Annotated in this window: 19 protein-coding genes; 2 read left to right on the top strand and 17 right to left on the bottom strand. The window is 65.5% G+C overall.

Annotation, left to right across the window (positions count from 1 at the left end; genetic code table 11):
* Positions 1 to 3 precede the first annotated feature (3 nt).
* The 6 genes from scpA to U0C82_RS02785 form a co-directional block, all read right to left on the bottom strand.
* On the bottom strand, positions 4 to 2,220 hold the full coding sequence (gene scpA, locus U0C82_RS02810; RefSeq protein WP_322185528.1) for a methylmalonyl-CoA mutase: 2,217 nt from the start codon (positions 2,218 to 2,220) through the stop codon (positions 4 to 6).
* A 1-nt stretch (position 2,221) separates the two neighbouring features.
* On the bottom strand, positions 2,222 to 4,231 hold the full coding sequence (locus U0C82_RS02805; protein ID WP_322185527.1) for an acetyl/propionyl/methylcrotonyl-CoA carboxylase subunit alpha: 2,010 nt from the start codon (positions 4,229 to 4,231) through the stop codon (positions 2,222 to 2,224).
* A gap of 21 nt (positions 4,232 to 4,252) precedes the next feature.
* Positions 4,253 to 4,630: a hypothetical protein gene (locus U0C82_RS02800; RefSeq protein ID WP_322185526.1), complete on the bottom strand. Its 378-nt coding sequence runs from the start codon at positions 4,628 to 4,630 to the stop codon at positions 4,253 to 4,255.
* Between the two features lie 91 nt (positions 4,631 to 4,721).
* The gene (locus tag U0C82_RS02795) at positions 4,722 to 5,009 is read right to left on the bottom strand and encodes a DUF2442 domain-containing protein (RefSeq protein WP_322185525.1); all 288 of its coding nucleotides are present in this window, start codon (positions 5,007 to 5,009) and stop codon (positions 4,722 to 4,724) included.
* The gene (locus U0C82_RS02790) at positions 4,984 to 5,217 is read right to left on the bottom strand and encodes a DUF4160 domain-containing protein (RefSeq protein WP_322185524.1); all 234 of its coding nucleotides are present in this window, start codon (positions 5,215 to 5,217) and stop codon (positions 4,984 to 4,986) included. Before U0C82_RS02790 ends, U0C82_RS02795 begins: the two co-directional genes overlap by 26 nt.
* A gap of 10 nt (positions 5,218 to 5,227) precedes the next feature.
* Positions 5,228 to 6,760, bottom strand: coding sequence for an acyl-CoA carboxylase subunit beta (locus tag U0C82_RS02785; protein WP_322185523.1), 1,533 nt, complete (start codon positions 6,758 to 6,760; stop codon positions 5,228 to 5,230).
* Between the two features lie 212 nt (positions 6,761 to 6,972).
* Between U0C82_RS02785 and U0C82_RS02780 the strand changes: the two genes are divergently transcribed.
* A complete protein-coding gene (locus tag U0C82_RS02780; RefSeq protein ID WP_322185522.1) occupies positions 6,973 to 7,131 on the top strand; it encodes a hypothetical protein in 159 nt (52 codons plus the stop codon).
* 143 nt (positions 7,132 to 7,274) lie between these two features.
* On the opposite strand, the gene U0C82_RS02775 is transcribed toward U0C82_RS02780, so the two are convergent.
* The 10 genes from U0C82_RS02775 to U0C82_RS02730 all read right to left on the bottom strand — a co-directional run bounded on the left by U0C82_RS02775 (position 7,275) and on the right by U0C82_RS02730 (position 18,647).
* Complete coding sequence (locus U0C82_RS02775) at positions 7,275 to 8,549, bottom strand: glycerate kinase type-2 family protein (RefSeq protein ID WP_322185521.1); 1,275 nt, start codon at positions 8,547 to 8,549, stop codon at positions 7,275 to 7,277.
* A 25-nt stretch (positions 8,550 to 8,574) separates the two neighbouring features.
* A complete protein-coding gene (locus U0C82_RS02770; RefSeq protein WP_322185520.1) occupies positions 8,575 to 9,543 on the bottom strand; it encodes a 2-hydroxyacid dehydrogenase in 969 nt (322 codons plus the stop codon).
* Positions 9,544 to 9,635: 92 nt separating this feature from the next.
* Complete coding sequence (gene sucD / locus U0C82_RS02765; RefSeq protein WP_322185519.1) at positions 9,636 to 10,532, bottom strand: succinate--CoA ligase subunit alpha; 897 nt, start codon at positions 10,530 to 10,532, stop codon at positions 9,636 to 9,638.
* 112 nt (positions 10,533 to 10,644) lie between these two features.
* Positions 10,645 to 11,829 (bottom strand): malate--CoA ligase subunit beta, encoded by a 1,185-nt coding sequence (locus tag U0C82_RS02760; protein WP_322185518.1) that lies wholly within the window; start codon positions 11,827 to 11,829, stop codon positions 10,645 to 10,647.
* A gap of 150 nt (positions 11,830 to 11,979) precedes the next feature.
* Complete coding sequence (locus U0C82_RS02755) at positions 11,980 to 12,918, bottom strand: HpcH/HpaI aldolase/citrate lyase family protein (RefSeq protein WP_322185517.1); 939 nt, start codon at positions 12,916 to 12,918, stop codon at positions 11,980 to 11,982.
* A gap of 29 nt (positions 12,919 to 12,947) precedes the next feature.
* On the bottom strand, positions 12,948 to 13,274 hold the full coding sequence (locus U0C82_RS02750) for a hypothetical protein (protein WP_322185516.1): 327 nt from the start codon (positions 13,272 to 13,274) through the stop codon (positions 12,948 to 12,950).
* A gap of 224 nt (positions 13,275 to 13,498) precedes the next feature.
* A complete protein-coding gene (locus U0C82_RS02745; protein ID WP_322185515.1) occupies positions 13,499 to 14,116 on the bottom strand; it encodes a response regulator transcription factor in 618 nt (205 codons plus the stop codon).
* Positions 14,117 to 14,240: 124 nt separating this feature from the next.
* Positions 14,241 to 17,033, bottom strand: a complete 2,793-nt coding sequence (locus U0C82_RS02740) for a phosphoenolpyruvate carboxylase (RefSeq protein WP_322185514.1) — start codon at positions 17,031 to 17,033, stop codon at positions 14,241 to 14,243.
* Positions 17,034 to 17,364: 331 nt separating this feature from the next.
* On the bottom strand, positions 17,365 to 17,862 hold the full coding sequence (locus U0C82_RS02735) for a gluconokinase (protein ID WP_322185967.1): 498 nt from the start codon (positions 17,860 to 17,862) through the stop codon (positions 17,365 to 17,367).
* 17 nt (positions 17,863 to 17,879) lie between these two features.
* Positions 17,880 to 18,647: an SDR family oxidoreductase gene (locus tag U0C82_RS02730; protein ID WP_322185513.1), complete on the bottom strand. Its 768-nt coding sequence runs from the start codon at positions 18,645 to 18,647 to the stop codon at positions 17,880 to 17,882.
* Positions 18,648 to 18,759: 112 nt separating this feature from the next.
* Here U0C82_RS02730 and U0C82_RS02725 point away from each other — a divergent pair, with 112 nt between their 5' ends.
* Positions 18,760 to 19,791: an L-idonate 5-dehydrogenase gene (locus tag U0C82_RS02725; protein WP_322185512.1), complete on the top strand. Its 1,032-nt coding sequence runs from the start codon at positions 18,760 to 18,762 to the stop codon at positions 19,789 to 19,791.
* A 69-nt stretch (positions 19,792 to 19,860) separates the two neighbouring features.
* Here the strand turns inward: U0C82_RS02725 and U0C82_RS02720 are convergent, their stop codons facing one another.
* Positions 19,861 to 20,703: a shikimate dehydrogenase family protein gene (locus tag U0C82_RS02720; protein WP_322185511.1), complete on the bottom strand. Its 843-nt coding sequence runs from the start codon at positions 20,701 to 20,703 to the stop codon at positions 19,861 to 19,863.
* Positions 20,704 to 20,891 lie beyond the last annotated feature (188 nt).

The raw sequence follows: 20,891 nt of genomic DNA, 5'->3' as shown, positions 1-20,891 counted from the left end.
CGTTCAGCCGTGATCCCGCACCGTCTCGGTCAGCGGCATCCGCGTGTTGCGGCGCTCGCCCTTGATGACGCCGAGAAGCGCTCGGCCGGCATCGAGGACGTTGGTGCCGGGGCCGAAGATCTCGGCGACCCCCGCCTTGAACAGGGGATCGTAGTCCCGTGCCGGAATGACGCCGCCGCACACGACCTGGATCTCCCCACGGCCCAGCGCCTTCAGCTCTTCGATGAGCTGCGGGACGAGGCTGAGATGGCCGGCGGCAAGCGTCGAGACGCCGACCACGTCGACGTCGAGTTCGACCGCCTTCTGCGCGGCATCCTGCGGTGTCGCGAACAGGTCGGACAGGTGGACGTCGAAGCCGAGATCGGAAAAGGCGGACGCGATGATCTTCGCGCCGCGATCATGCCCGTCCTGGCCGAGTTTGGCGACGAGCACACGCGGCGTCCGGCCGGCGGTGTCCACATGGTCGGAAATCCGCTTCTTCAGAATGTCGTATTCGGGATCGCCCGCATAGGCATCGGCATAGACGCCCTTGTTCAGCCGGTGGACGGCGGTGTGGCGGCCGCCGAAGCCGTTTTCCATGGCGGTCGAGATCTCGCCGAGCGAGGCGCGCGCGCGCGCGGCCTCGATGGCGGCTTCCAAAAGGTTGCCGTCGCCCGATCGCGCCAGGTCCTCAAGCCGTGCGAGCGCGGCTTCGCATTCGCTCTGGCTGCGCGAGCGGCGGATCTCCGCCAGCCGCTTGATCTGCCGCCGGCGCACATCCTCCGTGTCGACGACGAGGAAATCGATCGCCTCCTCGTTTTCGAGCCGGAAGCGATTGACCCCGACGACCACGTCCTCGCCCTTGTCGACCCGCGCCTGGCGGGCGGCGGCCGATTCCTCGATGCGCGATTTCGGGATTCCGGCCTCCACGGCCTTCGTCATGCCGCCGGCCTTTTCGATCTCGTCCATGAGTTCAAGCGCCTTGTCGGCGAGCTGCTTCGTCAGCGCCTCGACGTAATAGGAGCCGCCGAGCGGATCGACCGTGCGGGTGACGCCCGTTTCGTGCTGGAGGATGAGCTGGGTGTTGCGGGCGATGCGCGCCGAAAACTCGGTCGGCAGGGCGATCGCCTCGTCGAAGCCGTTGGTGTGCAGCGACTGCGTGCCGCCGAGAACGGCGGCGAGCGCCTCGTAGGAGGTTCGCACGATGTTGTTGTAGGGATCCTGCTCGGTAAGCGAGACGCCGGAGGTCTGGCAATGGGTGCGCAGCATCTTGGAGCGATCGTCGGTGGCGCCGAAATCCTCCATGATCTTCGCCCACAGCATGCGCGCGGCGCGCAGCTTGGCGACCTCCTTGAAGAAGTCCATGCCGATGCAGAAGAAGAAGGAGAGGCGGCCGGCGAACTGGTCCACCGTCAGGCCCCGCGCCATCGCCGCGCGGACATATTCGATTCCGTCGGCCAGCGTGTAGGCGAGCTCCTGCGCGGTCGTCGCGCCGGCTTCCTGCATGTGGTAGCCGGAAATCGAGATCGAATTGAACCGCGGCATCTCGGCCGCCGTATAGGCGATGATGTCGGCGACGATGCGCATGGAGGGTTCTGGCGCGTAGATATAGGTGTTGCGGACCATGAACTCCTTCAGAATGTCGTTCTGGATGGTCCCGGTCAGCTTCGCGGCGGGGACGCCCTGCTCTTCGGCCGCGACGATGAACATGGCGAGCGTCGGGATCACCGCGCCGTTCATGGTCATGGAGACGCTCATCTCGTCGAGAGGGATCGCGTCGAAGAGAATTTTCATGTCCTCCACGCTGTCGATCGCCACGCCCGCCTTGCCGACATCGCCCGAAACGCGCGGATGGTCGGAATCATAGCCGCGATGGGTGGCCAGATCGAAGGCGACCGAGAGGCCCTTCTGGCCGGCGGCCAGATTGCGCCGGTAGAACGCGTTCGATTCCTCCGCCGTCGAGAACCCCGCATATTGGCGGATGGTCCAGGGCTGGCCCGCATACATGGTGGCGCGCGGGCCGCGCATGAACGGCGCCACGCCGGGCAGGGCGGCGCCGACGCCCTCGGGCAGGTCCTGCGGTCCGTAGAGCGGCTTGATGGTGAGACCGTCGGGCGTGATCGTCGAAAGATCGAGAATGTCCCGGCCCTTCAGTTCCTTGCGCGCGATGGCCTCCCACGACGGCGCCTCGGCATCGGGTGCCGGGTTGAGGTCGAGATCGGTGGAAGGCTTGCCGCTCATCTTATGCGAACTCCATGATGACATCGTCGACGGCAAGGCTGTCGCCTTCCGCCACCGCGATGGTTTCGACCTTACCGCTTCGCTCGGCGCGAAGCACGTTTTCCATCTTCATCGCCTCGATGATGGCGAGCGGCTGGCCCTCGAACACCTCCTCGCCCGTCGCGACGAGCAGCGACATGACGGTGGCGGGCATCGGCGAGATGAGGAATTTCGACATGTCCGCCGGGACCTTCTCCGGCATCAGCCGGGCCAGGGGGGCGATGTGCTCGGGATAGATCTTCAGCTGCGCGTCGAGACCCGCGCCGCGCATCCGCAGGCCGCTGGTGACGGGATCGACGCGCCACGTGTCGGCCCTGTCCGCAAGGGTCAGGGTCGCGGTGAGCGCGCCGGGTCGCCAGTCGAGATCGGCCGTCACCGGCTTCGATCCGTCGACCGAAACGCGGACGTGATCCTCGGCCTCCATGAGCGAGACGGTGCGCCGGTCGTCGCCGAGGACGATCACGCGGGTGAAATGGTCGGCGACCGGGATGACGTTCGAAAGTCGGCGCGCCTCCACGCCCACGGGCCGGCGAACCCTCAGCCTTTCGACGAGCGTCGCGGCGATGGCCATGCGGCTGAGGGTTTCGGCGTCCGGATGCACGGACTGGAACCCGTCCGGATATTCCTCGGCGATGAAGCCCGTGGTGATGTCGCCCGAGCGCCAGCGCGGATGGCGCATGATGGCGGTGACGAACGGCACATTGTGTTCGATGCCGCCGACGACGAACGTGTCCAGCGCCTCGGCCATCGCGTCGATCGCCGTTTCGCGCGTCCGCCCCCAGGTGCAGAGCTTGGCGATCATCGGATCGTAGAACATCGAGATCGCCGAGCCCTCCTCGACGCCGGTATCGTTGCGCACGATCGTTCCGTCCGCGCGCTGGCCTTCCTCCGGCGGGCGATAGCGGGTGAGCCGCCCGGTGGACGGCAGGAAGCCGCGATAAGGGTTCTCGGCATAGACGCGGGACTCGATCGCCCAGCCGTCGATGCCGATCTCCGCCTGCGTCATGGCGAGCGTTTCGCCCGCCGCGATGCGGATCATCTCCTCGACGAGATCGATGCCGGTGATCAGCTCCGTCACCGGATGCTCGACCTGCAGGCGCGTGTTCATTTCCAGGAAGTAGAAGTTCCGGTTCTTGTCGACGATGAACTCGACCGTTCCCGCGCTCTGGTAGTCGACGGCCCTCGCCAGCGCGACCGACTGCTCGCCCATGGCCTTGCGGGTCGCCGCGTCGAGAAAGGGCGAGGGCGCCTCCTCGATCACCTTCTGGTTTCGCCGCTGGATCGAGCATTCCCGCTCGTTGAGATAGAGCGTGTTGCCCGCCGCATCGGCCAGGATCTGGATCTCGATATGGCGCGGCTCCTCGACGAACTTCTCGATGAAGATGCGGTCGTCGCCGAAGGAGGAGGCGGCTTCCGACTTGGAGCGATCGAAGCCCTCGCGCGCCTCCGCGTCGGTCCAGGCGATGCGCATGCCCTTGCCGCCGCCGCCGGCGGACGCCTTGATCATCACCGGATAGCCGATCTCGCCGGCGATCTTGACCGCCTCGTCCGCGTCCGCGATCAGCCCCATATGGCCGGGCACGGTGGAAACCCCGGCGTTCGCGGCGATCGTCTTGGAGGTGATCTTGTCGCCCATCGCCTCGATGGCCTTCACCTTCGGACCGATGAAGACGATGCCTTCCGCTTCGAGCGCCTTGCAGAAAGACGCGTTCTCCGACAGGAAACCGTAGCCGGGATGAACGGCCTCGGCACCCGTCTGCTTGCAGGCGGCGATGATCCTGTCGGCGAGAAGATAGGAGCGGTTCGCCTGCGCCGGGCCGATATGAACGGCCTCGTCGGCCATCGCCACGTGCACGGCGGTGCGGTCGGCGTCGGAATAGACCGCGACGGTCGCAATGCCCATGCGCCGGGCGGTCTTCATGATCCGGCAGGCGATCTCGCCGCGGTTGGCGATGAGGATTTTCTTAAACACCGGTTCGGTTCTGCCTTGTCATCAAACTTCGAAAACGTCGACGAACGCTTCGGGATAGGTCTTGCGCGCGACGTCCTCGTCGAGCCTCAGGAGCGCCTCGTAGGATTGCGGGTCGAACGGGGTTTCGCCCGGCACGATCTCGCGTCCGAAGAGCCAGCAGATGCGGCCGGCGTCCAGATTGCCGCGCTCGAAGGGTTCGTCGCCGAACATGTGCCAGATCGCGTGGATGAAGGCGGCGTCGGCCATCTTCTCGGTCGAGGTCCGGTCGTTGAACCGCCGGCGCTCGAACAGCTTGGTGCAGCCCTTCGGGTTCGCCCGGCGGATGGTGAACTGGAAACCGGTGCCCGGCAGTCCCGAGGGAAAGCCGCGATGCTTGGTCATGGGTTCGAGCTTGGCCATTGGTCTGCAGCCTCCATTGTATCGGTTCGGCTTGTTGCGGCGGTGGCAAGGGGCGAGGTGTAACCGAGAGATATCGCGTGCGTTTCCATGGTCATTCCGCAGCTTCCGCCGGAGGCATCGCGCCGGGATAGCGCCTGCCATTCAGCATTCCCGAAATCGAAAGGTCCTCGTCGATGAGAGGCCAGTGAACGCCGGACGGAGACAGCTCGATCGTGTTTCGTTCGGTTTCGCTTGCGCGCAGGAGCGTTGGATACCACCAAAGCGGTGTGGAGAGCGTCATCCCGTTTGCGAGTGAAACGACGAGTTGACCCGATGTGCATTCTGCCGAAACCGGTTCGAATGCTTCCCAGTTTTCATCCAAAATGACGGTTCCAGGCATCGAGCAACTCCCTCTCGTTCTTTTCGGCGAAAGCAACGACCGCGTTCACCTCATGGTCCGCGCAGCGGCGATTATAAGCCAATCGGACCGGCAACAGCCATAGTTTCAGTTCTTTCTTGTCTTTACGGGCGTGAACGTGCGGAGGCTCGCTTCGATCGAGACTGTAGAAAAGGAACGTCCACCCCTTCCATTTGAAGATCGTCGGCACGTCTTCCGCCTCACAACGGAATATTATCGTGCTTGCGCCGTGGCTGCGCCACCTCTTTCGTCTTCAACATCTCGAAGGCGCGCAGCACCCGTCGACGCGTCGAGTGGGGCATGATGACCTCGTCGATGAAGCCGCGCTGGGCCGCGATGAAGGGATTGGCGAACCGGTCCTCGTATTCCCTGGTATGCCGGTCGAGCTTCTCGGCGTCGTCGGCATCCTTGCGGTGGATGATCTCGGCCGCGCCCTTGGCGCCCATCACCGCGATCTGGGCCGAGGGCCAGGCATAGTTGATGTCGGCGCGGATGTGCTTGGAGGCCATCACGTCGTAGGCGCCGCCATAGGCCTTGCGGGTGATCACCGTGACCAGAGGCACGGTGGCCTGCGCGTAGGCGAAGAGCAGCTTCGCGCCATGCTTGATGATGCCGCCGAGCTCCTGCGAGACGCCGGGCAGGAAGCCCGGCACGTCGACGAGGGTGAGGATCGGGATGTTGAAGGCGTCGCAGAAGCGCACGAAACGCGCGGCCTTGCGGGACGAATCGATATCGAGACAGCCCGCGAGCACCATGGGCTGGTTGGCGACGACGCCGACGCTCGTCCCGTTCATCCGGATGAAGCCGACGAGAATGTTGCCGGCGAAATCCTTCTGGATCTCGAGAAAATCACCTTCGTCCGCGATCTTCTCGATCACCTCGCGCATGTCGTAAGGGGTGTTCGCATTGTCCGGCACCAGCGTGTCGAGCGAGGCCTCGGTGCGGTTCGGATCGTCCACCGTCTCGAGGAACGGGGCCTTCTCGCGCGAGGAGGAGGGGAGGAAGTCGAACAGCCGGCGCACCTCGGCGAGCGTCTCGACATCGTTGTCGAAGGCGGCATCCGCGACGGAGGATTTCTTCGTGTGGGTCAGTGCGCCGCCGAGCCCCTCGGCGCTGACGATCTCGCCGGTCACGGTCTTCACCACGTCGGGTCCGGTGACGAACATATAGCTCGTGTCGCGCACCATGTAGACGAAGTCGGTCATGGCCGGCGAATAGACCGCGCCGCCCGCGCACGGTCCCATGATCACGGAAATCTGCGGCACGACGCCGGAGGCCTGCGCATTGCGCCAGAACACTTCCGCATAGCCGCCGAGGGAAGCGACACCCTCCTGGATGCGCGCCCCGCCGGAATCGTTGAGGCCGATGACGGGAATGCCGTTCTGGACGGCCAGATCCATCACCTTGCAGATCTTTTCGGCATGGGTTTCGGAGAGAGAGCCGCCGAAGACGGTGAAATCCTGGGAGAAGACGTAGACCGGGCGGCCATTGATGGTGCCCCAGCCGGTCACGACGCCGTCGCCGGCCACCGTCTGGTCCGCCATGCCGAAATCGGTGGTCCGGTGGATCTTGAACGTGTCGTACTCTTCGAAGGAGCCGGGGTCGAGCAGAACGTCGAGGCGCTCGCGCGCCGTCAGCTTGCCGCGTTCGTGCTGCTTGGCAATGCGGTCCTCGCCGCCGCCGAGCCGCGCCTCGGCCCGTCGCGCCTCAAGCTTCTCAACGATGTCCAGCATGTCGTTCCTCCCTCAACGCTTCCGCCATACGTCAAGGGAGTGCACCGGGACAAGATGGCAAGGTATCCTTGCCAAGGCCAGACCCGCCTCGTTTTGCCTCGCTTGCGGACGGCGCTTCGATCGCGTCCAATCGAACACGCAAAGCCCGCATCGGGCGCGGCCGGCGGCGGCGGCCGAAAACCGGAAGCGGCGAACGGATAGAGGAACCATCGATGGCCAACTGGCTGGGGCTCGTGGAGCTGTTCGTCGTCTTCGGCGGCGTCGGTGTCCTGTATTATTATCAGGTCTGGAAGAACCCGTACGAGATCGAGAAACGCGAAAACCGCAAGCGCCTTCGCGCCGAGAAAAAGGCGGCGGGGCGCGAGCGCTAAACTTGGCTATCCGTGCCTCACCTCAGACGTACGTCACTCCAGCTCTTAACCTCTGGCGTTGCACGTCGGGCTTTTTTTGAAAATTTATTCCGATCTTCGGGCCGGTGCTCCAGCGCTCGCCCGGCAACCTGCGCCGCGAGGCCCTATCGCAGCAGAACGACCTGCACGTCGGCCACGTTCGTGCCCGTCGCGCCGGTTCGCACGAGCGCGTCTGCGGCTTCGAGCGCCGGGTGGGAATCGTTGTCGGCAAGTCTTGCTTCGGGATCGATGCCGGCGTCGCGCATCCTCGCCAGCGTCGCCGCGTCGACGATCGCGCCGGCGGCGTCCGTCGGGCCGTCGCGCCCGTCTGTGCCGCCCGACAGGAACACCCAGTCGCCGGTGATGGGAACATCCTCGTCGAGGCAGGCGAAGCGCAGGCCCATCTCCTGGTTGCGGCCGCCCGTGCCGCGCCCTTTCAGGATCACCGTCGTCTCGCCGCCGGCAATGATGGCGATCGGCTTGCCGCCGGACGAGTGACGTTTCGTCAGATCATGCAGCCGCCGTGCCGCGTCCGATACGTCGCCGTCGAGCCAGCCATCCACCCGGTCGACGAGGTAGCCCATCTCTTCGGCCGCCGTCGCGGCCGCGTCGCAACTGATCGCGTTGGAGCCGACGATGACGGTCTCGAAATCCTGCCCCGACACATCCTGGGTTGCGCCCGTCTCGCGAAGACGCGCCCGCGCGACATCCGGAAGCTTGTCCTCGATCCCGTATCGCTGGACGATACCGAGGGCCGCTTCCGGCGCGTCGGCGTTCGGAACGCTCGGACCCGAGGCGATCGCGCTCGGATCGTCGCCGGGAACGTCCGACAGGATGAGGGACAGGACTGCGGCCGGCGCCGTGCGTTTCAGAAGCCCGCCGCCTTTGAGGCGCGAGAGCTTGCGGCGCACGGTGTTGACGGCGTCAATGGGAGCGCCGCAGCCGAGCAGGGCGTCGTTGACGGCGATCTTGTCGGAAAGGGTGAGCCCGTCGGCGGGCGCCGTGACCAGTGCCGAGCCGCCGCCCGAAACGAGGATCAGGGCGAGGTCGCCCGCTTCGGCCTTATCGGCCGCCGCCTCGATGGCGGCCGCGCCTTCCTCGCTTCCCGCATTGGGGGTCGGATGGCCCCCGACATAGACGTCGACACCGGCAATAACGCGAGCGGCCTCCTGCGTCGTCACTGCGACGGCCGCCTTCAGCTTGTCCCCGACGAAGGGGAGCGCGGCCTCCGCCATCTGGATGGCGGCCTTGCCGAACGCGATGAGGACGATGCCCTTGGCCGCATCGATCCGTGCCTGCCGGTCGGCCAGCGCGGCATGCACCGCGCCGGCCGGATCGGCAGCCTCGATCGCCCGACGGAAGATCTCCTCGGCATCGGCTCGAAGGGAAGGGGGCACCATCGTCTCCTGCGCGCTCGACATCCGTTCAGGCCACCCTGTCGCCGGGCTCGGTGCCTTTGAAGAAGGCTTCCAGATTGTCCATGACGCGCCAGCCCATGGCCTCGCGCGTCGACTGGGTCGCCGAGCCCAGATGCGGAAGCATGACCGCATGGGTTTCGAGGAGCGCCGGCGGAATGGTCGGCTCGCCTTCGAACACGTCGAGGCCGGCGCCTGCGATCGTGCCCTTCTTCAAGGCTTCGGCAAGCGCGTTCGCATCGACGACCTCGCCGCGTGCCGAGTTCACGAGGATCGCGTTCGGCTTCATCATGGCGAGACGCTCGGCATTGATGAGATGATAGTTTTCCTTGCCGCCCGGCATGTGGAGCGAGACGACGTCGGCTTCGCGCAGCACCGCCTCGATGGAATCGCGCGCCTCCGCCTTGGTGGTGGCGGCTTTTTCCGGCGAAACCGGATAGGCGTCGTAATAGATCACGTTCATGCCGAAGCCGTGATGGGCGCGCTTGGCCGCTTCCTGGCCGATGCGGCCGAAGCCGAGAACACCGAACGTTCCGCCGGAAACCTTGGTGCCGATCATGTGCGTCGGCCGCCAGCCGGTCCACTCCCCGGCGCGCAGCTCGCGCTCGCCCTCGTTGGCGCGGCGAGCCGCCGTCAGCATCAGGGTGATGGCCAGATCCGCGGTGCACTCGGACAGGACTTCCGGCGTGTTGGTGACGACGATGCCCGCCTTCTTGGCCGCGTCCGTGTCGATATGGCTGAAGCCGACGCCATAGCTCGCAATGATCCGGGTGCGCGGATCGGAGACGTCGAACACCGATGCGTCGACCGTGTCGGAGACGGTGGGGCAGAAGGCGTCGTAATCCTTCAGCGCCTGGCGCATCTCCTCCTTCGTCATCGGCCTGTCGGCCTCGTTGAACGTCGCGTCGTAGGTCTCTGCGAGTTTCTTTTCGACGGCTTCGGGCCAGCGGCGCGAGACGAGGATCTTAGGCTTGCTCATGATGTTCGGTCCTCCCAGACAGGTGAGAAAGAAGGGCAGACGGCGCGGGAGTCGAGCCCCCGCGCCGTTTTCGTTGCGTTATGTCAGCGCCGTCAAGCCGCTTTTCTGTTGCCGATCATCTCCTCGACGATCTCGCCGAAAGCCGATGGATGCGGAACGACCGTAATGCCGCATTCCTTCATGATCGCGATCTTCTCGGCCGCCGATTCGCCCTCGGACGACACGATCGCGCCGGCATGGCCCATCTTCTTGCCCTTGGGTGCTGAGGCCCCGGCGATGTAGGCGCAGACCGGCTTCGACATGTGTTCCTGGGCCCAGTGCGCGGCTTCCGCCTCCTGCGGGCCGCCGATCTCGCCGATCATCACGACGGCATCGGTTTCGGGGTCGGCCTCGAACAGTTCGAGGCAATCCTTGAACGAGGAGCCGTTGATCGGGTCGCCGCCGATGCCGATCGAGGTCGATATGCCGATGCCCTTCTCGAGCATCTGCGCCGCCGCCTCGTAGGACAGGGTGCCCGAACGGGCGACGACGCCGATGCGGCCCTTCTTGTAGATGTTGATCGGCATGATGCCCATGAAGCCCTCTTCCGGCGAGATCATGCCGGCGCAGTTCGGGCCGAAGAGGCGCATCTTGTCCTCGGCGCGGTAGCGGCGCATGTAGCGCTTGACGCGCATCATGTCCTGGGCCGGAATGCCGTCGGTGATGCAGACGCAGAACTTGATGCCGGCATCGGCCCCTTCCATGATCGAATCGGCGGCGAACGGCGGCGGCACGAAGACGATCGAGGCTTCGGCGCCGGTCTCCTCGACGGCGCCGCGCACCGTGTTGAAGACGGGCAGGTCCAGATGCATCTGGCCGCCTTTGGAGGGCGTTACGCCGCCCACGACATTGGTGCCGTAGCGGATCATGTCCTCAGCGTGGAACGTACCGATCTTGCCGGTGAAGCCCTGGACGATGACCTTCGTCTTCTTGGTGAGTAATACTGCCATGGTGTCCTCCTCAAAGGCGGGTCCGGTTCTGCCTTGAAGCCGGACGGCGCTTCGAACTGATGTGATGGGGCGCCGGTAACGGGCGCCCGCTGCAAGACGGATGCGATCGGGCTCAGGCGGCTTTCGCGGCGGCGGCGTCCTTCCAGGCCTTGACCGCCTTTTCGGCGCCTTCGAGGAGCGTGTCGGCGACGATGATGTCTTCGCCCGAATCGGCGAGGATCTTCCGGCCGGCCTCCACGTTGGTGCCGGCGAGACGGACGATGATCGGAACGTTGACGCCGACTTCCTTCTTGGCCTTGATCACGCCTTCCGCGACCCAGTCGCAGCGATTGATGCCGGCGAAGATGTTGACGAAGATGACCTTCACATTGTCGTCCTGGAGAACGGCGCGGAAGCTCTTGGCGACGCGGTCGGGGCTTGCGCCGCCACCGATGTCGAGGAAGTTCGCGGGCTCGCCGCCGGCAATCTTGATCATGTCGAGCGTCGCCATGGCCAGGCCCGCACCGTTGATAATGCAGCCGATCTCGCCGTCGAGGCCGACATAGGACAGGCCGCGGTCCGAGGCGAAGGTCTCGCGCGTGTCTTCCTGGCTCTTGTCGCGCAGCTCGGAAATCTCCTGGCGGCGGAACAGGGCGTTCTCGTCGAAGCTCATCTTGGCGTCGAGCGCCATGACGCTGCCGCTGTGGGTGACGACCAGCGGATTGATCTCGAGCATCGAGGCGTCGTGATCGCGGAATGCGCGGTAGCAGCCGAGGATCGTGTCGACCATGCGGTTCACGACCTTGTATTCGAGGCCGAGATTGTAGGCGATCTCGCGGGCCTGGAAGTCCTGCAGGCCGTGGCCGGGATCGACCACCGTCTTGATCAGGGATTCGGGCTCGTTCTCTGCGATCTCCTCGATCTCCATGCCGCCGGACGAGGAGGCGATGATCATGATGCGCTCGGCTTTGCGGTCGAGCACGAAGCCGAGATAGAGTTCCTGGGCGATGTCGACCGTTTCCTCGATATAGAGGCGGTTGACGAGCTTGCCCTCGGGGCCGGTCTGGTTGGTGACCATGCGTTTGCCGAGCATCTCCTCGGCAGCCGCCTTCACGGCCTTGTCGCTGTCGCACAGCTTGACGCCGCCCGCCTTGCCACGCGCGCCCGAATGGATCTGCGCCTTGACGGCCCAGCGCTCGCCGCCGATCTCGCTGGCGCGGTAGGCCGCCTGTTCGGGGCTGTAGGCCAGCCCCCCGCGCGGCAGGCTTACGCCGTGGCGGGCCAGCAGTTCCTTGGCCTGGTACTCATGAATGTCCATCGATCTCTCCCGTTCAAAATGTAAGGATCAGACAGGTGCGGCCGCGTCGCGGTCCCGCCCCCGATCCTCTTGCTCGTTCCGTCGTTCCATCGAGGGAATTCCGGCTCCCGTTCGCGGCGGTGCCCGCCAGGGCAACGCCGCCCGACCCCGTCAGCGCGACGTGATCGCCTCATGCATTTTCAGGACGTTCTGCGCCATGCGCTCGGACGCGGCGTCGATCATCTTGCCGTCGAGCGAGGCTGCGCCCTGGCCTTTGCCTTCGGCTTCCTTCAGCGCGACGAGGATCTTGCGGGCCTTTTCCACTTCGGCCTCGGGCGGCGAGAAGACGTCGTTGGCAAGCTTGATCTGGCTCGGATGGATCGCCCACTTGCCCTCGATGCCCAGGGAAGCGGCACGGTTCGCGCCGTCCGTGAAACCCTCGGGATCGGAGAAGTCGCCGAACGGGCCGTCGATCGGGCGAAGGCCGTAGGCGCGGCAGGCGACCGTCATGCGCGACAGGGCATAGTGCCACTGGTCGCCCGGATAGTTCGGGTTGAGGCCGCCGATATTCGTGGTGCGCGCCTTGTTGAACGCGGCATAGTCGGCGACGCCGAAATGCAGGGCCTCGAGACGGCCGCCATAGGCCGCGATCTTCTCGACATTGGCCATGCCGAGAGCGGTTTCGATCAGCGCCTCGATGCCGACGCGGGTCGTGTAGCCCTTGCCCATCTCGATCTGGTTGATCATCGCCTCGACCATGTAGATGTCCGACGGATTGCCGACCTTGGGGATCAGGATCGTGTCGAACCGGTCGCCGGCCTGTTCCATGAGATCGACGACGTCGCGATACATGTAGTGGGTGTCGATGCCGTTGATGCGCACCGAAACGGTCTTGTTCTTGGCCCGCCAGTCGATGTCGTTCAGGATCTCGATGATGTTCTTGAGGGCCTTCACCTTGTCGGGCGGTGCGACGGCGTCCTCGATATCGAGGAACACGTAATCGGCTTCGCTGTCGGCGGCCTTTTCCATCATGGTGACGTTGGCGCCGGGCACGGCGAGCTCGCTGCGCTGAAGACGGAATTTCCTCAGATTGTGAAGTTCATGACTCATGGTTCGTCCTCGCGTTGAAAGTTGTCTCGTTATGCGGCTTGTGGGTCCTGCCCGGCGCGCCGTGCACCGGCCGTCGCTCGAGGACGGCATCGATGGTCGCTATTGCGGGGATCGAGCCCGCCAAGCACCTGGCGGAAAGCCTTGTATTCCAGGCCGAGATCTCGGCCGTTGGATGGAGCGGCGAACAGGCGTCCCTCCCTGCTGGCGAACGCCCTGCCGCCTGTCGTCAGGATCGGGCCGGTCGCGATTCCAATGTCGGGCGCGCGATGATCGTCAGGCGTCACGCTGATGGCCTCGCGGACGCGCTGCGGCGCGTTCGTCGCGCCCGGTATAAACGGTTGTTTATAGCCGGCCATTCCAAGTCCTCCCGGAGACTTCTCCACGCCTCCAAGTATCTAGCGTGCACGCAGGCGACACAAGCAAGGCTGGATAGGAAGGCGAGCGGCTTTGGGTAGGAAACGCTACCCGAATGAGACGGGGCTCTTCTCGGCTCGACTTGGGGAAAGGCGCCGTTCCACCGGTCGTCCCGGCCGGCTGCGGCGTCTTTTTCTTTTGCGGTGCAGCAAAGACGCCCTTGTCGTCAGCGCTGCTCGTTCAACCATACCGCAACGGCCATCGCGCGGTTCTGCACGTCCAGCTTTTCGTACAGGTTCTTCAGGTAGTATTTGACGGTGTTTTGCGAAATCCCGGTTCGCGCGGCGATCTGGACGTTCGTCCAGCCGAGCGCGAGCATCGAGAGAAGTTCGCGTTCGCGCACCGTCAGCCGGGAAATCGCCGTGTCGTTCACCGCCGTCAGATCGATGAAGGGGATGCAGATGCGCCCGTTGGCAACCGCGAGCAGCGTATCGAACAGGATTTCCGGATCGTCGAACTGGTAGCAGAAACCGTAGGCGCCGAGCCGCACCGCCTGGCGCAGGATGACGATGTCCTCCTCGGCCGAGAAGATGACGACACGCACGGACGCCTCCCTCTCCTTCAGCTTCTGGAGAAGCGCGGCCGCGTCCATGTCGACGAGGGTCCATCCGACGACGAGAATATCGAAATCGGGATCCTCGGCACGGCGCAAGATGTCGGATCCGCTCTCGGCGGTGTCGACGAAGCGAAATCGGTCGTCCTTGCCGATCAGGTGCTTGAGCGCCGATACGACGAGAAGGTTTCGTTCTGCCAGGAGGACGCGGATCGGTTTTTCGGCAGCCATCATGTTCCCCCACAACGACGTCCCGGCGGTGCCAGACCGAAACGTCGAAATGTTCTTGTGTTTTAGTGCGCTTTCGCCTGGCCGGTAAAGGCCTTGGGCGGTGAATCATGTCCGGAGGCCGGCCCTATCCCGTCCAGCCGAGGCCGGCGGACGTGCAGTGGATCGACAGGAGGAGCGCGTCAAGCATCCGCGGATCGGCCTCCCTGATCTTCGCATTGTCGCGGACACGGGAAAGGAGTTCCACCTGAAGATCGTGGACACCCTTGAGTTGCGGCGCAACCCGGTCGATCTGGCGCTTGTGCACAGGAAACCGCTCGGACAGATCCTCCGTCCCGGTCACGTCGATCAGCATCTTGCGGGTCAGCTCGTACTCGGCCCTGATCTTGCCGAAGATCTCCTCGCGCACGCTCTGCCTTTCGACGAGCCTGGCGTAATCGGTCGCGATCTCGAGATCGCACTGATAGTGCTGCTTCTCCACCTCGTCGACGATCAGGCGGAAGAGGCGGGAGTTGCGGAACATGGATTTGAGGATCTTCATCCCGTCCTCGCCGCGCACCTTCACGAAGCTGTCGAACGCGGTGCCGATGCCGTACCAGCCCGTCATCAGGTGCCGGTTCTGACTCCAGGCGAACACCCAGGGAATGGCCCGAAGCTCCGACAGGTCCTTCGGGCTTCCGCCGAAGCGTCGGGCCGGCCGCGAGCCGATGTTCAGGAGACCGAGCTCCTCCACGGGGGAGGACTGGTTGAAATAATCAATGAAGCCTTCGGACTTGATGAGATCGGCGTAGGCCGTCTGGGACAGGCCCGACAGGGCCTCCATCGCCTCGTTGAACTCGGCGTTCTCCTTCAGCTCCTTCTCGTGCGGGCTCTTCAGCGTGTGCGCGAGGACGCTGGCGGTCAGGATCTCCAGATTATGCAGCGCCGTGCCCTTGTTGGCGAACTTGGCCGACACGACCTCGCCCTGTTCGGTGACGCGCAGGGCGCCGTCGACGGTTTCCGGCGGCTGAGCGGCGATCGCCCGACCCGTCGGCGCCCCGCCGCGGCTCACCGAGCCGCCGCGACCATGGAAGAAGGAGACCTTCACGCGGCGCTTCACGCCGACATCGTGCAGGGTGCGCTGGGCCTTGGACAGCTCCCAGTTGGAGGTGAAGAAGCCGCCATCCTTGTTGCTGTCCGAATAGCCGAGCATGACCTCCTGGCGGTCGCCGCATTCGCGCAGGGAGCGGCGGATTGCCGGGATCGAGATCATCTCGTCCAGGATGTCGGGGGCGGCGCGGAGATCGTCGATGGTCTCGAACAGGGGCACGATGGCAAGCGTCGTCGCCGCGCTCGGATCGTCGCCCGCCGTGATCCCGCCCCACCGCGCGAGAAGATGGCAGGCGACCATGTCCTCCACGGATTCCGTCATCGAGAGGATGAAGGCGCCGATCGCCCGATTGTCCTTGATCTTGGCGTCGCGGATCACCTTGAACAAATTGACGAGTTCAAGCGCGTCCTCGGACAGTTCATGGCCTTGAAGATCGGGCTTTGCCGGGCTGCGCAGGGCTTCGCGCAGGCGCTCGCCCCAGCCGGGACGGCCCTTCTCGACGCGATCGCCCTCGCTTGCCCCCAGATTGAGCAGTTCGGCGACCACCTTGTTGACGATCGTGGCGTTCTGGCGAATGTCGAGGGCGGCGGTGTGGAAGCCGAAGATCTCGAGCTGCCACAAGAGCGGGCGGACGAGGCGCTCGGCCACGGCGATCGCGCCGATCTCGACCAGCGCCTGGTTGAGCGCCTGGATCTCGCCGCGCATCTCGGCCGGGCTGCGATAGGGCGTGGCACCGGCGTCGCGCGGGTCGCCGGTCTCGTCCGCAAGCGTTGCACGAAGACGCGCCAGAAGCGCGCAGATGAACTGGCGGAACGGCTCGTTCGGATTGCGCGTGGCGATCGTGTCACGCCGTCCGCTGAGATCCATCGCGCTGTTCAGGGCGTCCCGGAAGGTTTCCGGGATCGTGCAGACATTGGTCGAGACGCTGAGCTCGACCATCAGCTTCTCGAGCGGGCCGATATAGGATTCGAGCGCGGTGCGGCGGTATTCCTTCAGCGAATCCCGCGTGAGCTCGGCGGTCACGAACGGATTGCCGTCCCGGTCGCCGCCGATCCAGGTGGCAAAGCGCAGGTTCGGCGAGACCGGCGTCGCGTTCTCCGGCGCATGGCGCCTCATGGCGGCCGTCAGGACGTCGCCGAGCTTGGGCACGGTCTCGAACAGGATTTCCTTGAAGAAGTGAAGGCCCCAGGCGACTTCCTGGTCGACGCTCGGCTTTTCGAGGCGCAACTCCCCGGTCAGCCACAGGAGCTCGATCTCGCCGCGCAACCGATCGATCAGCTCCTCGCGTTCGCGCGGCGACCAGCGCTGCTCCTCGGCTTCGGTGAGCGTGCGATAGATGCGGCGGTGGATCTCGAGCACGGTGATGCGCTTGGTTTCGGTCGGATGCGCGGTCATTGTCGGGCCGACCCGAAGGCCGCCAAGCACGCGGCGGATCTCGTCGCCGCTGGAGCCATCCGCCATCACTTGGCCGATGACGTTGGAAAACGATCCGAGAACGGCGTCGGCGCTTCCCTTGCGCTCCACGGCACGGCGGCGGCTCGTGGCCGTGTATTCCTCGGCGATGGCGAGAAGCTGGAACCATGCGGCGATCGCCTGCAGGCCGTCGAGCCAGAGAACCTCGTCGAGTTGGCGGATCGACATGGTTCCGTTCAGCACTTTCGCCAGATCGGGATGGCGGCGGCGCACCACGGCGCTCAACTGGCTGAGCAGCAGGCCGCGAATGCCTTGCCCGCCCTGTTCCAGTCCCGCGTCGGCCATGGCGCTCTCGCGGGTCTGCGCCCTGATCTCGGGCGCATCGTCGTGCTGGCTCATCACTTCGACATTGCTCATGATCCCTGTCTCCTCCCTAGAGATTACAGGCTCGAAAACCCTCCCGGCCCGCGAACCCAGCCTCACCCAATCCGAGCTAAATCGATTTGAGTGTTCTCCTTCTACTCGTTTTGGAGCCGGCTGACGACGTCGGCAAGCCGGACTTCGGGTATCAATGCGGCGTCCGGTGGGTAGAAAAGTTTGACCGTCCGGTTGAGGGCGTCTCGACCCGATCCCACCCCGATGAACGGCGTGGTGCCCGGAACGGGCGGGGATCGGGCCATCGACTTCGCCACCCATGGCCCGCCCGTCGTCGGCCGGTGCCCGGTCCCGTCCGCTCCTTGCCGGCAGGTCAGCGCCGATGCTGTCGCGTGCGGGCGTTCCTGCGGGCGACAGCCTCGACGAACCGCTCGACGATCTGCGCCGGCCCGTCCTCGATGGAGGCGGTGACGACGTCCTCGCCCGCCCCGGGCGGCTCCAGCGTCGCCAGCTGGCTGTCGAGCAGCGAAGCCGGCATGAAATGGCCGGGCCGCACGCTCATGCGGGCAAGAAGCGTCTCGCGCCCGCCTGCGAGAAACAGGAACGTCACCGGGCCGCCGGCCTTCGCGCGGATCAGATCGCGATAGGCCCGCTTCAACGACGAGCAGGCGACGAGAACGCCGGGTTCGGCAAGGCGCCCGCCGACCTGTTCGAGCCAGGGCGCGCGGTCGTGATCGTCGAGCGGCTCGCCGCGGGCCATCTTCGCGATGTTGTGGGGGGGATGAAGCGTGTCGCCATCGACGAAATCGAGGTCGAGCTGCTTCGCGACGGCCAGTCCGATCGTCGATTTCCCGCAGCCCGAGACGCCCATGACCACGTAGCGGCCGCTCACAGGGACGCCGTAATTCCGCCGTCGACGAAGATCGTCGTGCCGTTGACGAACGAGGAGGCGGCGGACGAGAGGAAGATCGCCGTGCCGACGAGCTCTTCCACCTTGCCCCAGCGCCCCGCCGGGGTGCGTTTGGCGAGCCAGGCGGAAAACTCCGGATCGTCCACCAGCGCCTGATTGAGCGGCGTCTCGAAATAGCCGGGCGCAAGGCCGTTGCACTGGAGGCCGTACTTCGCCCAGTCCGTCGCCATGCCCTTGGTCAGGTTGGCGACCGCGCCCTTCGTCGCCGTGTAGGGGGCGATCCCGGGCCGGGCGAGCGCGGTCTGCACCGAACAAATATTGACGATCTTGCCTTCGCCGCGCTTGATCATGTGCCGTGCGACGGCCTGGCCGACATGGAAGACGCCGGCGATATTGGTCTGGAGCAGTTTCTCGAAGCCGTCGGCGGGAAAGTCCTCGAGGGGGCCGCGCTGCTGCACGCCGGCATTGCTGATCAGGATGTCGATCGGGCCGGTGGACGCCTCGAAGTTGTCGACCGCCTGGCGCACGCCGTCATGGTCGGTCACGTCGAAGGCGAGTTCGTGGACGCGCGCGCCGGTCCGGCGAAGGGCGTCCGCTGCCCGCGCGAGCCTTGCCTCGTCGCGGCCGTTGAGAACGATTTCGGCGCCGGCGCCGGAAAGGCCGACGGCGAGCGCCTCGCCAATGCCCTGCGAGGAGCCCGTGATGAGGGCGCGTTTGCCCGAAAGGTCGAAAAGCTGCAGACTCATATGTTCTCCCATGTGCATGCCGCAAGGCGCGCGCCTTGCGTTTATAGCCTATCGCGCGTGTGAAGAGACGCGCGATAGGCTAGGTTGGGTCGAATATCTGTTCGAGGTTGTCATGAAAACAGTCGTCATCCACTCCGCCCGCGATCTGCGCATCGAAGACCGCCCGGCCGATGCGCCGGGCCGGGGGCAGGTCGAGATCCGGCTTGCGGCCGGCGGCATTTGCGGCTCGGATCTGCATTATTTCAACCATGGCGGCTTCGGCACGGTGCGACTGAAGGAGCCGATGATCCTCGGCCACGAGGTGTCCGGCCACGTCGCAAGGCTCGGCGAGGGCGTCACAAGCCTGCGCGAGGGCGATCTCGTCGCCGTGTCGCCGTCGCGCCCTTGCGGCCATTGCCGGTTCTGCCTCGAAGCGTCCTACAACCAGTGTCTCCACATGCGCTTCTACGGCTCCGCCATGCCGTTTCCGCACATTCAGGGCGCGTTTCGCGAATCGCTTGTCGCCGAGGCTTGGCAATGCGCGCCGGCCGGCGATCTGACGCCCGGCGAGGCCGCGATGGCCGAGCCCCTCTCGGTCGCGCTGCACGCCGTCAACCAGGCCGGCAATCTTCTCGGCAAGTCGGTGCTCGTCACCGGCTGCGGGCCGATCGGCATTCTCGCCATTCTCGCCGCGCGCCGGGCAGGCGCGGATCGCATCGTCGCGAGCGACCTGACGCCGTTCACCCTCGACATGGCGAGGAAAGCGGGCGCGGACGAGACGATCGCCGCAGGGGAGGACAGCCTGTCGAAGTTCACGGCCGAAAAAGGAACGTTCGACGTTCTCTTCGAATGCTCGGGCGCCGAAGTCGCGCTGCGGGGGGCGGTGCCGGCGATGCGGCCGGGCGGGGCGATCGTGCAGCTCGGTCTGGGTGGGGACATGACCCTGCCGCTCCAGGCGATGACGGCCAAGGAACTCTGCCTCAAGGGCTCGTTCCGTTTCCACGAGGAGTTCTTCACCGCCGTCAGCCTGATGCGGAAGCGGCTGATCGACGTGAAGCCGTTCATCACCCAGTCGTTTTTCGTCGACGACGCGGTGGAGGCGTTCACCATGGCGGGCGACCGGACGAAGGCGATGAAGGCGCAGCTCGTCTTTTCAGGGACCTGACCGGGCCGCTTGGCGGCAGGGCGGGGGGATATCTCCGGGTGCGGCGGAGCGCGTCCGCCGGCGAAACTTTCACGCAATGTCGAGCAGCGTCCGCAGGTCCGCTTCGTCCAGATCGCGGCCGTGGAACAGCGAGAAGGCGTGCAGGCCCTGGTAGAAGAACAGTTCCACCCCGGACATGATCGTGAGCCCAAGCGCCTCGGCGTCCCGGAGAAACAGCGTCCGCGGCGGCGTGTAGACGGCGTCGAAGACCCAGGCCGCGCCTGTCATCAGCCCGCGCGGGATCGGCGTTCCGTCATGGCCGACCATGCCGAGGGGGGTGCAGTTGATCAGCCCGTCCGCGCCGCGCGCGCCGTCGGCGACATCGATCGAAACGTCGATGTCGACATGCGGCGCGCTCGTGCGCAACTCGCCTGCCAGTTGCCTCGATCGGGCGCGGTCGGTATCGACGAGACGCAACCGGGTGACCCCTAGTTCGAGAAGGCCGAAGGCGACGGCCCGGCCGACGCCGCCCGCGCCCACCATGCAGACGGCGCCCGCGGGCGCCTTTCCGCGTCCCCGTCGGTAGGCGGCGAGGAAGCCCGAGTAGTCGGTGTTGTAGCCGCGTGGCCCATCGGGCTCGAACAGCACCGTGTTGACCGCTCCGAGCCGCGCGACGCGCAGGTCTTCGACGCTCACCAGGGGCACGACGCGTTCCTTGTACGGATAGGTGATGTTGAGACCGCGATAGCCGTTCTCCCGCGCACGCGACACGACGTCCTCGAACGAAGCGCCAAGTTCGGCCGGCACCAGCCGATCGTAGCGAACGTCGAGGCCGATGAGAGCACCGGCACGCTCGTGCATGGACGGTGCCCGCGACTGGGCGATGGCGTCGCCGATGAGGCCGAGACGTACGGGCTCTCCCGAAACCGGCATGAAGGCACCCCTCCTGTTTTCGCGCTCAAAAGCGCTTCCAGCCCGGACACGGCCGCAACGGCGAGGTCCGGGCATGATGTTAAGCCATGGCAAGGGCCGGCCGGTTCACGCGCCGTATGGCCGAGAGTGACGAGGATAAAGGGGAGGGGAGGCTCCGGTCAAAACCGCAAGGGTGATCGAACGGTGCG

The sequence above is a fragment of the Fulvimarina uroteuthidis genome (assembly GCF_034321785.1).
Taxonomy (GTDB): domain Bacteria; phylum Pseudomonadota; class Alphaproteobacteria; order Rhizobiales; family Rhizobiaceae; genus Fulvimarina; species Fulvimarina uroteuthidis.
Note: the sequence above shows the minus strand (reverse complement) of the source record. Positions and strands in the feature narration are given on the sequence as shown.

What these genes read in the sequence shown, in the direction of transcription:
- U0C82_RS02770 (WP_322185520.1), bottom strand. Translation starts at nt 9,543, where the DNA reads ATGAGCAAGCCTAAGATCCTCGTCTCGCGCCGCTGGCCCGAAGCCGTC.
- U0C82_RS02745 (WP_322185515.1), bottom strand. Translation starts at nt 14,116, where the DNA reads ATGGCTGCCGAAAAACCGATCCGCGTCCTCCTGGCAGAACGAAACCTT.
- U0C82_RS02725 (WP_322185512.1), top strand. Translation starts at nt 18,760, where the DNA reads ATGAAAACAGTCGTCATCCACTCCGCCCGCGATCTGCGCATCGAAGAC.
- U0C82_RS02785 (WP_322185523.1), bottom strand. Translation starts at nt 6,760, where the DNA reads ATGCTGGACATCGTTGAGAAGCTTGAGGCGCGACGGGCCGAGGCGCGG.
- U0C82_RS02730 (WP_322185513.1), bottom strand. Translation starts at nt 18,647, where the DNA reads ATGAGTCTGCAGCTTTTCGACCTTTCGGGCAAACGCGCCCTCATCACG.
- scpA (WP_322185528.1), bottom strand. Translation starts at nt 2,220, where the DNA reads ATGAGCGGCAAGCCTTCCACCGATCTCGACCTCAACCCGGCACCCGAT.
- U0C82_RS02780 (WP_322185522.1), top strand. Translation starts at nt 6,973, where the DNA reads ATGGCCAACTGGCTGGGGCTCGTGGAGCTGTTCGTCGTCTTCGGCGGC.
- U0C82_RS02735 (WP_322185967.1), bottom strand. Translation starts at nt 17,862, where the DNA reads ATGGGCGTCTCGGGCTGCGGGAAATCGACGATCGGACTGGCCGTCGCG.
- U0C82_RS02720 (WP_322185511.1), bottom strand. Translation starts at nt 20,703, where the DNA reads ATGCCGGTTTCGGGAGAGCCCGTACGTCTCGGCCTCATCGGCGACGCC.
- U0C82_RS02760 (WP_322185518.1), bottom strand. Translation starts at nt 11,829, where the DNA reads ATGGACATTCATGAGTACCAGGCCAAGGAACTGCTGGCCCGCCACGGC.
- U0C82_RS02775 (WP_322185521.1), bottom strand. Translation starts at nt 8,549, where the DNA reads ATGGTGCCCCCTTCCCTTCGAGCCGATGCCGAGGAGATCTTCCGTCGG.
- U0C82_RS02800 (WP_322185526.1), bottom strand. Translation starts at nt 4,630, where the DNA reads ATGGCCAAGCTCGAACCCATGACCAAGCATCGCGGCTTTCCCTCGGGA.
- U0C82_RS02755 (WP_322185517.1), bottom strand. Translation starts at nt 12,918, where the DNA reads ATGAGTCATGAACTTCACAATCTGAGGAAATTCCGTCTTCAGCGCAGC.
- U0C82_RS02750 (WP_322185516.1), bottom strand. Translation starts at nt 13,274, where the DNA reads ATGGCCGGCTATAAACAACCGTTTATACCGGGCGCGACGAACGCGCCG.
- U0C82_RS02740 (WP_322185514.1), bottom strand. Translation starts at nt 17,033, where the DNA reads ATGAGCAATGTCGAAGTGATGAGCCAGCACGACGATGCGCCCGAGATC.
- sucD (WP_322185519.1), bottom strand. Translation starts at nt 10,532, where the DNA reads ATGGCAGTATTACTCACCAAGAAGACGAAGGTCATCGTCCAGGGCTTC.
- U0C82_RS02795 (WP_322185525.1), bottom strand. Translation starts at nt 5,009, where the DNA reads ATGCCTGGAACCGTCATTTTGGATGAAAACTGGGAAGCATTCGAACCG.